The following is a 13,873-nucleotide window of genomic DNA, read 5'->3' as shown; positions in this document are numbered from 1 at the left end:
CCGCACCGCCGTGCGCCGCTCCGTGCGTCACCTGAGTTCGGGATAGCCGTGCGCGGCGGCTGCCTGCGCGAACCGCGCAATCGCGTCGTAGTCGGCCGGCGACAGCCGTTCGAACCCCTTCAGCCTCAGCACGCGCGCCCGTTCCGCATCGGCGGCGACCGCGCGATCGAGCGCGTCCTGCAACGCGCCGACCTGCGTGTCCGGCAGCGCCCGCGATGCGACGAACGGCAAGCCGGGCGCGGGTGCCGTCGCGCCGATGATCCGGATGTCCTTCAGCAGATCGGGCAGCGCGTCGCGCACATACGCGAACGTCACGCAGTCGATCGCCGCGCAATCCGCCTCTCCCGACGCCAGCGCACGCAGCACGTTCAGATGCGAACCGAACGGCGTGACCGATCCGAAGAACCGCCCGTCGTGCGCATGCGGCGCAACCGCGTGCCGGAATGCGTTCATCCCGCTGTGCGAATCCTCGCCGTTGAACGCGGCCCGCAACCCGCGGCATGCGGCCAGCGTCGTCGCACCTCCCGCGTGCACGCGCGCCGACACGACCAGCACGCTGCTGTAGCGCGCACCGTCGCAACCGTCCGCGTCGAAAACGGGGGTCGCAACCAATCGCACGACGTCGCACAAGCCGAGCATCCGGTACGGGTAGCCGCAGGTCTGTGACAGCAGCAGATCGTCGCGCCGCCACAGGGCCTGCAGGTCGTCGAACGGCGCGTCGCGCAGCGCGACGTCGGCCGGGCCGCCCGCGTTCGCGAATGCATCGAGCGCGTCGCGCAGCAGCGCGCGCCACAGCGCGGCGTGGCGCGGCGTCACGTTGTACATCGGCAGGACTGCGATCCAGGGTTTCATGCGGGCATTTTACGCATCGGCGGCGGCCCGGATGCTTATCGATCACGACACGATAAGCAAATGCGAATCGATTGGTTGGCGCAGGCGCGCCGCCCCGGTACCGTTCGAATGCCTGCCGGCGCCGCCACCGTGCGCGATGCCGGGCAGGCCGACCGTGATCCGCGAGACACCTGCGCACCCGGGCCGAGCGCCCGGTTCCATCGCTCGTTCCCCGCACTGCCCGATCCATCCCGCCTCAACGCCATGGCCGAATACTTCGACGTCGATCACGCTCGCGCGATCGCCGCGCTCGACGCCCGCTTCACCGCCCGCACCGAGTGGCCGACCTGGCTGCTGGTCGTCGTCATCTACGGCGGCTGGCTCGCCGTGCTGCTGCTCGTGCGCGAAGGGCGCCTGTCGCTCGCCGCCGCGACGCCGCCGCTGATCCTGCTCGGCGCGTGGCACCTGTCGCTGCAGCACGAACTGTTGCATGGCCATCCGACGCGTTCCGCCTTCGTGAACAAACTGCTCGGCTATCCGCCGCTGACGGTCTGGTATCCGTACACGCTCTATCGCGACACGCACCTCGACCATCACCGCGACGAAGACCTGACCGTGCCGGGCATCGATCCCGAAACGAACTACGTCACGCGTGAACGCTGGGTGCGGCTGCCGCGCTGGCGCCGGGCGCTGACGGTCGCGCGCAAGACTTTCATCGGACGTATCGTCGTCGGGCCGCCATCGAGCGTCGTGGCGACGCTCGCCGAGGCAGTCGCCGCGTTCCGGCGCGGCGACTTTCGTTATCTGCCGATGTGGCTGGCGCACGTTGCCTGCGTGGTCGCGCTGCTCGCGTGGCTGCAATGGACGATCGGCGTGCCGTGGTGGTACTACCTGCTGGCCGTCACGTGGCCCGCGCTGTCGCTCGCGATGACCCGCTCGCTGTACGAACATCGCGCCGCGCCGCATCCGAAGGCGCGCATCACGATCAACGAAGCCGGCTTCGCGATGCGGCTGCTGTACCTGAACAACAACTATCACCTCGTCCATCACGACCTGCCGAAACTGCCGTGGTACGACCTGCCGCGCGCATACCGGATGCGGCGCGACGCGTATGCGAAGAAATGCGGCGGCTTCGTGATTCGCGGCGGATATCGCGCGTTGCTCGCGCGCCATGCGTGGACGCCGACCGATCCGCCCGTGCATCCGTTCGACGAGGGCACGGCATCGCTGTCGACGGGTAGCGGCGCGAAAGTGGCGGTGATCGACCGGGTGTTGCAGATCAGCACGTAACGTCAGAGCTTCCGCGTGTCGGCACCCATTCTTACGAAAAGCCGACAATACCCGTCGTCGCCCGTGAATTGCCAATTGCGTCGGCAATGCGCAGAATGGCCGCTCATCCGGGGCTTCCGACAATCATTCGCCCCGGCTCCGCCGCACGGCCGCGCGCCGCATTTCCCGACGACGATGCAACCGAACACCCCACCCGGCGCGATCCGCACGATCGGCAACGACTGGTCCGTCTCCGCGATCACCGCGGGTTTTCTCGCGGTCCTGATTTCCTACGCGGGCCCGCTCGCGATCTTCTTCCAGGCTTCGCAGGTCGCCCACGCGTCCAACGAAATGGTGTCGTCGTGGGTCTGGGCGATCTCGATCGGCGCGGGCGTGTCCGGGTTGTTCGCGAGCTGGAAGCTGAAGGTGCCCGTCGTCACCGCGTGGTCGGCGCCCGGCACCGCGCTGCTCGTCGGCCTGTTCCCGCAACTGACGCTCAACCAGGCCGTCGGCGCTTACATCACCGCTGCGCTGATCATCCTGGCGATCGGCGTCTCCGGCTATTTCGACCGCCTCGTGCGCCACATTCCGCGCGGCATCGCCTGCGGCATGATGGCCGGCATCCTGCTGCCGTTCGGCATGCAGGCGTTCTCCGCCGCGACCGCGCAGCCGGTGCTCGGTTTCGGGATGATCGCAGCGTACGTGATCTTCCGGCGCCTGCTGCCGCGCTACAGCATCGTGCTCGTGCTGCTGACGGGCGCCGCGCTCGCGACGCTGCTCGGGATGACGCATCTCGGCAACGTATCGCCGAGCCTCGCGCGGCCGATCTTCATCGCCCCCGAATGGACGCTCGGCACGACGCTCAGCCTCGCGCTGCCGCTCGTCGTCGTCAGCCTCACCGGCCAGTTCCTGCCGGGGATGACGATCCTGCGCGTGTCCGGCTATCACACGCCGGCGCGCCCGATCATCACCGCGACCAGCGTGATGTCGCTGGCGGTCGCGTGCTTCGGCGGGATCACGATCGTCGTCGCGGCGATCACCGCGGCGCTCTGCACCGGCAAGGACGCGCACGAGGATCCGGAGCGGCGGTACGTCGCCGGGCGTGTTCTACCTGATCGGCGGGCTCTTCGCGGGCACGATCGTCACGCTGTTCTTCGCGCTGCCGAAGGCATTCGTCGCGATTCTGGCCGGGCTCGCGCTGATCGGCGCGATCGGTGCGAACGTGCACGGGATCTTCGAGGACGAGAACCATCGCGAAGCGTCGGTGATCACGTTCCTCGCGACCGCGTCGGGAATGACGTGGCTCGGGCTCGGGTCGGCGTTCTGGGGGATCGTGATCGGGTCGGTGGCGTATGGGGTGTTGAACAGGGTGCGGGGGCGTCGGGGGGATTGAGCGCGTGCATGACGTCGTCCTCGAACACTCGGTGCAATGCCTTCCCGACCACGGGTTCGTCGGCCCTCGCGATTCGGTTCATCGAATGCGCGGGTCGGGTCAGGTAACGTCCTTTGCATCTCAAGGATCGTCATGAAGCCCCGCCAGTCAGGCACTATCTCGATGTGCTGCGAATAGCGCCGCCGGCCAACAGAAGCTGATCGACAAGTTCGAGTTTCAACGGCTTGTCCGCGTCGAGCTGCTTCCTTTCGATCACGTACTTCCAGCCGTCGCCATTGCCCGGGTTGCGATAGAACGCCACGACCGCGACGTATTTCGTATCGGCCTGCATCGGCTGCGTAAGACTTGCCGACGCCCCCGGATTCAACACCGCAGCAAGGTTGGCCTGCAGGTCCTGGGCAAGCACCGTCCGGTCATTCTTCAGCAGATCCTCGTAGGACGCACCATCGAACATCTTCCGGTCCTTCAACTGATACACGCGCACCGCGACCGATGTCGCGCGGCCGGCGTCGTCGGGGTTCAGTGCCTCCCGGGCGGACAGATCGACGTTGAGCACCTTGACCTGCTTGAAGAACACCGCGTGATACGCACTCGACGAGGCGTCCGAGACGGATTGCCAGGCGCCGCACGCGGACAGCAGCAAGACGGACAGGAAAGTTGAAACAGCGAAACGGATGGACATCAATGCTCCTCAGCAGTGCATGGTGTAGGTCATCAGCGTATTGAGGCCGAGAGTTGCCGGCCCGAGGCAGAACGCAAGCCGATCGCAGCAAAACGGATGCAACGGCTGATCCGAAAAATCAGAAGGCCATGCGTCATTTCTGGTCAAGCATGCGATGCGGCAACGTATGGATTCGGGACCGGCGCAGGAAAAGCCTCGTAGACACCAAGCGCAATGTTGACGATCCGTTCCTCGTCAGCGGCCAGCACGGTAGTCCAGCCGAGCCGAGGCGCCGGCCCGGCGTTTCCCTGACCGAGCGTCGGTTCCGGCGTGTATCGCGACGACATCTCCATACGCAGGTGTACGTCCGCCTTGACACCGACGTACAACTGTACAAAGGCCATCAAATCGCGATGCAGCCCTGCACCCGGCAAGAGGTCCTGCGCCTGCCGAGCATCGGCCGGACGCAACGTCACCCGTACCGCCCGGCTGCGATACGCCATCCGCTTTCCCAATACGTAGCCTCCGCCCAACCCGTTACGTTGACTGGTTCCCGATTTCCCGACAGCAGGCCTGGCACCGGCAAGCGGTCGCGGCCGCCCCGTCGACGTCACGACCGGCCAGAACTCGTCGACCCGAACCTCGGCTCGCGGAATAGCCAGCGCAACGACGCCCGCCAGCCCCTCCGGCGTGCGCGTGCGCTGAATCAGGAGCCCCAGCAACGCCAGCATCCTCGAATCGGGCAGGCCCGCGCGCTTCGGCTTGTCGCCCCACCCGAACCCGGCCAGACACAACAGGTTGCGCGAATGCGCATCGACGCCGCCGGGCCTGAAGTGCTCGGGATAGCGATACTTCCGCCACGCGCGATACAGCAACGTGACATACCGATGATTGAACTGATCGAGAAATGCCTGGACCGCCTCGTGCCCTTCCTCGCGCTGCACGATCTCGTCGATCAGGTGCGACGGCATCGCCGCGTCGACGCCGTACAACCCCATGAAAGTCGTGCGCACGGTTGGCGGTGAATGAGGCCCGAACGTGTCCGACCCATCATCGAACTCGACCGACGCGATCTCACTCGCCGGGAACCCCAGTCGCGGCCGCGGCCGGAAGCGCACCGGTTCATGTTCGAGCGCATCCCGTGTACCGAACCCGGGCTGATCGGGAAAACGCACTTCGAGCAACCGGCAAAGCTGCATGAAGTTCATTCGCGGTGCGCGCGCCAGGAGCGAGGCGACCAGCGGATCGAGATTCGGGAAGTCGTGCAGTTTCATAACGGCGCCCGCTCTGCCTTGCTGCGTGGCCATTCGATCCGAGCCTGAGACGGCAGGCTGACGACCGCGAGCTTCGTGAACAGGTTGATGTCCGCGTAGAGCGCGAAGAACCGATGCAGCAGTTCGCCGAACAGCATCACGTCACCGTCCCCGGCGAACGCATGGCTGTCGAGCGTGACCTCGATCAGCACGCCGCGCTCGACCGCGCCACCCGATACCTCCTCGATCAGTGCCTGTGACACCCACAGGATGCCCGCGAGCCGTCGACGGTTCAGTTCGTCGTCCGTCCAGTCATAGAGCGCGAGCGCCCCGCGCAGCACTTCCGCGTTCATCATCGACAGGAAGTTCGGCGCCAGGTGCGACAGCACCCGCCACTGGAACCGGTCTTCCGTCGGCGGATACAGCGGCAGCGTCGGCGAGACGAGATTGCGCACCCCGGTGACGTTCTGCGAACTGGTCGCGAGTTCGTCGAGACTGGCTTCCCGCAGCCCCTTGCGCGGCAGCAATCCGTTCGTGCCCGTCACACGCAACGACAGGCTTTCCTCGGGCAGCGCCTCCATGGTTTCCCATGCATGACCACCGAGCACCACCCACGTTTCGTGCAACCCCGTCACGCCCGAGCGCACGCGCGAATGGAAATACCGCTCCGGCGCCTCGTGGCGCAGCATGCCGCCACGATGGCGGAACGTCGCAAACGGCACGTATTCATACCGCTCGGCCGTTTCGTGGTCGAATGCCTCGATCGCGTCGACGGAATACGTTTCGACATGTTCGCCTTGATGGCCGGCCGGCACCACGCGATATTCGGTTTCGTGATGATCGATCTCGATCGGCTCGGCATCCAGCTCGAACAGGTTGATCACCGGCGAGCAGAATAGCCGAACGTTTTCCGCGCTGAAGCGCTGGTCCGACGGATAGGTCTGCGTCAGCACGATCTCCAGCTCGAACCGGGTGGTACGTTCGGGCAGCTTCGTGACGTCCAGTCCGCACAGATCCACGAACAGGAATTTCTCGCGGAACGTGAAGTATTCGAGCAGCAACTGATAGCCGGAGAAAGCCGCATCGGCCTTCGGCCACAGCCGTTCGTCGGCCGTGAAGCCGGCCGGCTCGATCGTGACGCCGGCGAGCGGCATCGCCTCGCCGTCGCGGATCTCCGGAATGCGCAATTGAATCGTGTCGACCTGGCGCGTGAGCGCAAGGTGCATCGCGAATGCCGTCGGCAGATCCGCATTCAGGTACAGGCGCAACCGGGACAGATCCGTTTCCATCCGGCGCGCCGACCCGCCGAGCGAGAAGCCGAGCCGAATCACCGAGCGACCGTCATGGCGCACGGTCGGCCCGGCATGCGTGACCGTGACCGGTTGCAGCGTGACCGCTTGCGTGGTCCTGTAGATGCATTGCACGGTCTTCGGCGACAAACCTTCGGCGCCAGCCGGCGGCGGCACGGCGATCGGCGCGGAGCGTACCGATACGCCTGCCGGCACGACTTCGATCTTCTGAAGCTTTTCCGACAGCGGGATGAGTTCCACGATCGACAACGACGGGATCATGCGCAAGTAGTGCGGCCATAGCAGGCTGACCAACCCTTCCGTCAGTTCCGGCAACTCGTCGTCGAGCTTCTGCCGAAGGCGCCCGGTCAGAAAGGCAAAACCCTCGAACAGCCGCTCGACGTACGGATCGCGATCGCCGACACGGTCGAGGTTGAGCAGCCGTGCGCGATCAGGATGCGCCTTCGCGAATTCCTTGCCGGACTCGCGCAAATAGCGCATTTCGGCTTCGTAGTAGCGCAGGATGGGATCGTCGTTTGCCATGAATTCTCGTTACGAAAGAGTCAGCGCTCGCGCCGGGTCGAGCACGGTAAGTTCCGCCTGCAGTTCGCCGATGCGGCGCGCGAGCGTCGGTTTGTCGGCATCCTTGCGGTTGCTCGTCGCTTTCAACGCTCGCACGAGTTGCTGCTTGACCTCGAACGCCAGCGCAGGCTCCCAGCGCATCACCGGCAGCGAACGTGAGGACGTATCGAGTTCGACGAGCAATGCGAGGGCGGCATCGGGTCGCCCCGCATGATCGGCCACGCGCGCCATCACGAGCCGCCGCAGGAAACGGTGACGCTCGGTCTTCATGCCGGGCAGCACATCAAGCCATGCGAACGCGGCCTCGACACCGTCGCTCGCGACCAGCTCGCGAGCCTGCGCCTCGATCTCCGCCCAGTCGCCCGCATCGCCCTCGCTATCCGCGGAGACCGGTAGCGGCGCGACGGTCTCGCCCGCTTCGAGGTCGCGCACGACCGCGTGGCGGGCGATCCACTCGAGCGTCGTGTCGTCGGAGAATGGCGTGCCGTCGCTGAACGAAAGCCGCTCGATGCCCGGCAATCGTTCGAGGAACAACGCAAAGTCCGTGCGCAGCACTTCGCTCCATGCATGGTAGGGCGCGCCGACGTGATCGAGCGCGACGTGCTGGAAATACTGCAGGTCGAACCACAGGTGATTCACGCCTTCCATGAATGCCCCTTCGACGCGCTCGAGCAGTTCGTGCCACTGTTTCTGCAGCACGAGCCGCTTCAGTTGCTGGCGCAATTCGGCGCGAGGCGGCGTCAGACGCGTGTGCGACGCGACGTCCGACGGCGGCACGTCGTGCAAGGTGTCCCACCGAACGCCGCGCGCGATACGCACCGACGGCAAATAGCCGTTTTCCTGAGCGCGCAGCCATGCCGACATCGCGCGGGCATGATCGAGCAGGTCGCGCGCCGATGCGATCGATCCGCTCGATGCGCTTGCTGAGGCGGACGTCTGCTGCATCGCCATGTCCAGGCTCACGTTGCGAACCGGTTCGTCCTTGCTCCCGAAGCGGGCAACCAGCGGATGCAGGTTCGGACGGGCGGCGTCGGACCACGTACCGGTGCGGGTGACGAGTACCTCGAGCGCTGCAATCGCGCGCTCGCGATCCGCGGCGCCGAAGTCACCGCGGCTGTCCAGCGTTTCGATCATTCGCGCGGTCGACAGCATTTCCAGCGCCGCGCGCTTAGCCTCGGCTCGCGCAGGCAGCAATGTCTCGCCGAACCGGTCGACCAGCGAAGCGGCCAACTCGAGTCCGTCGGCGAATCCGGCGGGACCATCCTGACGCAGCCGCGCAAACGCGTAGTAACCGACCAGACGCAGATCCTTTCCGGTTTCCTTGAGAAGCTGTTCGCATGCGCGGGTAATCAGGCCGTCGTCGATTCCGGACAGCTTGGTCGCTTCGTCCTTCAGTTCGAAGAATGCATCCTCGTAACCGGGATCGCGGCCATGCGCGTGCTCCCCAGGTATCGGGGCAAGCCATGCCGCCCAGGTATGCCGGCGCGCTTCGTGCAGTGAATCGATGCGTGAACCGCCGACAAGTGTTTTTACGAAATTGGCTAGCGTCATGGAGGTCTCAAAACGCAAATGCGTCGCCCAGCAACTGGAGGGCGTGTCCGAACGGTTTGGAGGAAGCATCGGCGGACATCGACGTTGTCGCCAGAGACGACACCGCCATCTCCGGATCGCCCTTGGGCGACTTCATCGCGGACGTAGCCGGCCGCGCGTCCGCGGGGGCCGAATCCACCGCGACGGTTCGACGACGCGCCGGTTCCGGCGTCGCCGGCATAGGCTCATCCGGCAACGACATCGCACCCGGAAGTCCCGGCGGCAACGGCACGGCAGCGTGCTTTGCCGCGGCGATTGCCGCAGCCGGTAACGGCGGCGGGCGGGCTGTCGACAGCTTCGGCCCAGTACCCGCCGCCCCGGTGACGAAAATCCGCGCCGGCAGCGCAAAGTCGCGCAACTGGAGTATGTCGAGCGGCCCCGCGCCTGCTTCGGCGCGCAATTGCACCTTCAGCGGCATGCCTTGGCTCGTGTCCGGCATCCAGGTCAGCAAGTAACGCGCGTTGTCCTGCTGGACGACCTTCGCACGCTCCAGCAGCCGGATCAGGCCGAAGCGCCCCTGCGAGTCGAGCGCCGTGCGCAATCCGCCCTGCTCGGTCTGCCATTCGATGTGCGACAGGTTCTCGAGCGACTGGCCCGGCCACTCGAACGGCACCCATTCCTGCTTCTGGTTGAAGTAGCGCAGTTCGCGCCCGGACAGCACGAACTTCATGCCGGTGACGCCCGGCGTCGGGACTGCCTGCAGTTCGTACCGCACGCGCGCGTCTCCGGACGGGAACAGCACGGTCGAGACCCGCGCGAGCTTGTTCAGGCCGCTCAGGAAGACCGGATCGATCGTAAGCGCGCCCTGGTCGGCGCCTTGCGCGACGACCCACCGATCGCCCTGTCGCTCGATGACGCCGGCGAGCTGCGTGGCGACGAACTGGGCGATCACGCCGTTGTCGGGCCGCATGAAGCGCGCCATCTCGGGCAATGACGCGTCGTTGTCGGCGTCCGAGAACGGATATCGGCCGCCGAACGACTTGTTCCAGTCGGCCAGGATCGCCGTTCGCCAGATTTCGTTCAGGCTCACCGCCGCAGGCTGCACGACGACTTGCCACGCCTGATCGAACGGTGCACGAAACAGCGCACCGAAGCCGGCCCACTGTTCTCCCAGGCTCGCGGCTACGCGGCTCGCATAGTCGCGGCTATCGGAAATATCGGACGTCTTGCCCTGCAGGACCGACTGAGCGGCCAGCCGCGCGATCGCATCCGGATCGGCGCCGGAGACGATCTGCGATGCCTTCAGGCGCATCGCCGTGACCCGCTCGAGGTAGCGCGCGAGAGCGAGGTCGCCGGTCGCGGCCAGTTGAGTGGCGGCCTTGCCGTTGGCCGGTGCGCCGGACACCAGATCGCTGCCGGTCAGGCGCAGGATCGGGCCGAAGGCCGCGGCAAGCGGCGCAAGCTGCGGTTGAGCCTGCTTCGACGGATCCTTTTCGTCGGCGCCGACCAGTTGTTGCGCCTTGTTGATCAGGCTCTCGGAGAGTGACTGTGCACTTGCGCCCGCGCCTGCCTGGTAGACGATCGCGTTCATCAGCGCGACGAGCGGCGAACGTTGCGAATCGCCGAGCAGTGTCAATTGGTCGGCCGTGGCCGACAGCGTCGGCGCGGATTGCCAGCGCAAGCTGTTGAGGAACAGCGCCCATGCGCGCGCGTAGTCGTCGAAGTAGCGTTGGCGCAGTTCGGTTTTCAATGTTGGTGGAGGGAGGTTACTGTCGTTGTTGTCGGATGCGCCAACGGCGTTTCCTTCATGGCGCAACACCCAATCACCAGACACGTCGCGCTTCGCGCTTGCGTCGTCGATCGCCTTCGAGATGCGCTCCTCCCATGCCGCACGCGTGTAAACGCCCGGAACGGTCGCGGTCGTATTGAACAGGCCTCGACTCGTCGTGTCGCCGAGCAACGTCGCGAGAGAGACCGGCGGATACTTCGGCGTCGCTTCGTCGATGATCTGCTGGTAGAGCGCGTCCGTCGAATTCTGGATGCCCCGCACACCGATCACCGTTTGGCGGGCGGATGCAATCAGGTTGCCGTCCGGCGTGATTGCGAACGCGGATGCATTGGATGCGGGGGCGCGGCCGAGATGGTTGGCGAAGAATGCGATAGCGTGCAGACGCAGGTCTTCCCAGGCGCCCGGCGACAAGGATGAGTTGGACGGACGTGCAGGCACGGCTGTCGCGGCAAGCTGGGGCGTCAGAAAAGCCGCGACGGCGCGCTCCGGCTTCGCGAGCATCAGGTAGGCCTTGAGCGTGTCGTAGGCGGCCTGGGTCTGCGCGTCGCCACCATCGGCGATTTGAGCGTCGGACAGCGATGCGAGCTGTTGCAGGCGCGCTTCGAGCTTCTGGCGAATCGGGGCGATGAGGATGCGGTTAGCCGCGCCGGCGTAGCTCGGCCACAACGCGTCGAGGAGTGCGCTGTCGCGATTCAGACCGAATCGCGAAGACCAGGGTGCGCCTTCGCGCTGATGGACTTCGAGCGTGTCGATCTGTTGGCCCAAAGTGTTCAGGGCTTGCAACTCCTTTGTGTGGTCCTGAACCGTCGAGAGGTTAGCGATCGTGTCCGCTGTGCTCTGGATCGTTGCGCGGTTGACGAAGCCGGACAGCATTGTGCCGGCAATCCAGCAGCCGATCAGGCCGGTTGTGAACCATGCAACCGCGGTCGACAGAGAGAAGCCTACGCGGCGACCATGGATCTTGCGGCTGTGATCGGCGACGGTTTGCCATATCGTGCAGTGCGGCGGGTCGTCATCGTTTGTGATGGCCGGTGCCTGCGGCGGTGCCGGTTCCCGTTCCCTGGATAGCGGTGCAAACAGAAGGCCGTGGATCGCGTGCCGCCAGATGCCTGATTGGGACGTTTGTAGCACCAGACGCGACAGCGCACTTCCGAGGTTCGAAATGTGCTGCGACAGCTCAGCGGGAAAGCGGTCGCCGGCATCCTTCGTCAGACGCACGACACCGGCATCCGCCAAGTTGTCGGAGAGGTCTTGCAGCGACGCATCGAGCGCATCCGAGCTGACGCGCGCGTCGGACCAGGTGAAGCCGATCGCCTCGTCCGGACTCGACGTCTCGCTGCCGAAATCCGTCACATTGAGCAGATAGACCGGCGCGGCCCAGCGGAGCGCACGCGCGTGGCGTGCGAGCCGTTGCGACAGATTGTCGGTGTCGAATGGGGTATCGACGGAATTGCGGTTACGTGTGACTGCGACGATTGCATCGACCGGACGGCGGCGGCGCAGGCGGCGGATCTCGTCGAGCCACGCGGTGTCGAGTGTGCTGCTCGTCTGCTTTGCATACAACAGGACTGTTTCGCCGGAGATCGCATAGCCGGTTTCGATCAGACCCGGCGCGAGACGCTTCACGAGTGGTTCATCGCCGGCAATCAGTACCCATCGTGCGCGATAGCGCCAGCGCGATCCGTGGTAGTCACGCAGCGTATTGCGTAGCGCAGCAGCCCGGTCGGCCTGTCCTGGCGGTTGGCTTTGATCGTTGGGGTCAACCGACACTGCACGCTGACCAGCGTCGTATCGGGCGAACCAGCGGGAAGCTTTCAACGATGCGATCCAAAGCAGCACTCCCTCCAGGTACTTGACCAGCAGGATCACCACCAGCAAGACCGAGAACAGAATAAGCTCGATGATGATTCGTATCTCAAGGGACCAGCCATGCCGAGGCCCTTCCACCAACACTGCGATACCGAGTGCAAGGAAGACGATGGCGGCCGCGATGCCAATAAAGAGGCCCGCCGGTCGAGTCTTGGTGTCGTTCTTGTTGTCGTTCATGTCTGTTTTCTGCACACGAGGGCGATCAAATCTCTTCCGTCGCCACACAGCACCATTTGCGAGTCGCCCGTTATCCGGGCACTTTCTGCGGCAAGGGTGACGGCAAGCCACGGTCCCGCACCCGAACAATCACCGACTGACGCCTCGAGCACATTCCAATGCGTCTCACCGGAAAACGGCGCGGCCTGCCGAACCGCGCCGACGCTTTCACTCGTCAGGCCGTGTGTCCACACTGTGCGCAAATGGTCGAGCGGAGATTGCCCCCAGCGAGCAGCCAGTCCGACCGTCCGGGCGGCAGCATCAAGCGAGTCCTTGGCAGGACGATGCAACCGTAGCCCGACGGAATTTGCCGTCGACGTAAGTCGCGAGTCCCCCACGAGCAGGGCCACGCCCGCCTCTGCAACACCACCCGACAGGACGGTACTGACGGCATCGCGAAGCTCAACGGCGATGAGCAGGTGCGCCGTGTTGACGTCTCGCTTGTCGAACCACGCGTCCGTTCGAAAGAGGGAGGACGTGCGCTCTCCAGACTTCATGTCGACCTTCAAGACAGGGACGCGTTCAGCGATCAACTCCCGTATCCGAGTCTCGACGATCTCGGACTTCATTCTGGACCGGTGCTGTAGCTCGACCTGAAGCTGCGTTCGTGGTGGAAGCGCGCGGAGCTGCGGCAGGAGATCGTCGATCAAACGTTCGAGCAACCACATACCTATCGCATGATGGCGCGCATGTTCGACAAGTTCGTTCCCGGGGAGAAAACGCAGATCGGGGATGTCGAGCCAACGTGCATGGACGTCGCTATCCGCGACTGCGCCACTTGGCCGCCGTGTCGACAGTGCGCTTCCGTTCAGGATGCTCTCGAGCGCGTTCTCCGAATCGTTGGCGGCGAAACACCAGGCATGACCCAGTATCGCCAGCGGTCTGGCCGCCAACGCATGGCAGGCCTGATCCGCTTCGTCGCTGATCCGGTTCGTCGCAAGCGCCTGGTTACGGCGGGCGTACCCGTATCCGAACCATGCGAACAGCGCAAAAGCCCAAACCAGAAAGGGGTAACCCGCGACGCAGAATCCGAACCACAGCGTGTTGGTCGGACGGCCCGCTGGCCAGAGCATGATCGCCAGACCCGCGCCCGCGGCCATCACAAGCACCAGCAGGACGGTCCAGATGATCATCGAGACCTGAGGCGGAGGCGGCACCGCCACCCGCGGCGGCACGCGATTGAAATCGACA

Annotated in this window: 8 protein-coding genes and 1 pseudogene; 2 read left to right on the top strand and 7 right to left on the bottom strand. The window is 65.2% G+C overall.

The genetic code is table 11. The features are described from left to right. Window positions 1-27 precede the first annotated feature (27 nt). A complete protein-coding gene (locus CFB89_RS17335; protein ID WP_089468917.1) occupies window positions 28-852 on the bottom strand; it encodes a phosphate/phosphite/phosphonate ABC transporter substrate-binding protein in 825 nt (274 codons plus the stop codon). 243 nt (window positions 853-1,095) lie between these two features. Between CFB89_RS17335 and CFB89_RS17325 the strand changes: the two genes are divergently transcribed. Continuing rightward, window positions 1,096-2,121: a fatty acid desaturase gene (locus CFB89_RS17325; protein ID WP_089468916.1), complete on the top strand. Its 1,026-nt coding sequence runs from the start codon at window positions 1,096-1,098 to the stop codon at window positions 2,119-2,121. Window positions 2,122-2,295: 174 nt separating this feature from the next. Next, window positions 2,296-3,493 (top strand): annotated as a pseudogene (locus CFB89_RS17320) (benzoate/H(+) symporter BenE family transporter). A 154-nt stretch (window positions 3,494-3,647) separates the two neighbouring features. On the opposite strand, the gene tssJ reads toward CFB89_RS17320, so the two are convergent. The 6 genes from tssJ to CFB89_RS17290 all read right to left on the bottom strand — a co-directional run bounded on the left by tssJ (window position 3,648) and on the right by CFB89_RS17290 (window position 13,815). Further along, window positions 3,648-4,175, bottom strand: a complete 528-nt coding sequence (gene tssJ, locus CFB89_RS17315; protein ID WP_089469413.1) for a type VI secretion system lipoprotein TssJ — start codon at window positions 4,173-4,175, stop codon at window positions 3,648-3,650. Between the two features lie 143 nt (window positions 4,176-4,318). Continuing rightward, on the bottom strand, window positions 4,319-5,428 hold the full coding sequence (gene tssG / locus CFB89_RS17310) for a type VI secretion system baseplate subunit TssG (protein ID WP_089469412.1): 1,110 nt from the start codon (window positions 5,426-5,428) through the stop codon (window positions 4,319-4,321). Then, on the bottom strand, window positions 5,425-7,239 hold the full coding sequence (gene tssF / locus CFB89_RS17305) for a type VI secretion system baseplate subunit TssF (RefSeq protein ID WP_089468915.1): 1,815 nt from the start codon (window positions 7,237-7,239) through the stop codon (window positions 5,425-5,427). The genes tssG and tssF overlap by 4 nt, the downstream gene beginning before the upstream one ends. Before the next feature lie 9 nt (window positions 7,240-7,248). Then, complete coding sequence (gene tssA, locus CFB89_RS17300) at window positions 7,249-8,829, bottom strand: type VI secretion system protein TssA (RefSeq protein ID WP_089468914.1); 1,581 nt, start codon at window positions 8,827-8,829, stop codon at window positions 7,249-7,251. Window positions 8,830-8,836: 7 nt separating this feature from the next. Further along, on the bottom strand, window positions 8,837-12,643 hold the full coding sequence (locus tag CFB89_RS17295) for an ImcF-related family protein (protein WP_089468913.1): 3,807 nt from the start codon (window positions 12,641-12,643) through the stop codon (window positions 8,837-8,839). Further along, complete coding sequence (locus CFB89_RS17290; protein ID WP_256979690.1) at window positions 12,640-13,815, bottom strand: hypothetical protein; 1,176 nt, start codon at window positions 13,813-13,815, stop codon at window positions 12,640-12,642. Before CFB89_RS17290 ends, CFB89_RS17295 begins: the two co-directional genes overlap by 4 nt. Between the last annotated feature and the right edge of the window lie 58 nt (window positions 13,816-13,873).

Source organism: Burkholderia sp. AU16741 (assembly GCF_002223345.1).
GTDB classification, from domain to species: Bacteria; Pseudomonadota; Gammaproteobacteria; order Burkholderiales; family Burkholderiaceae; genus Burkholderia; species Burkholderia sola.
The sequence above is the reverse complement of the archived record's forward strand: the minus strand, read 5'-3'. Positions and strand labels throughout refer to the sequence as shown.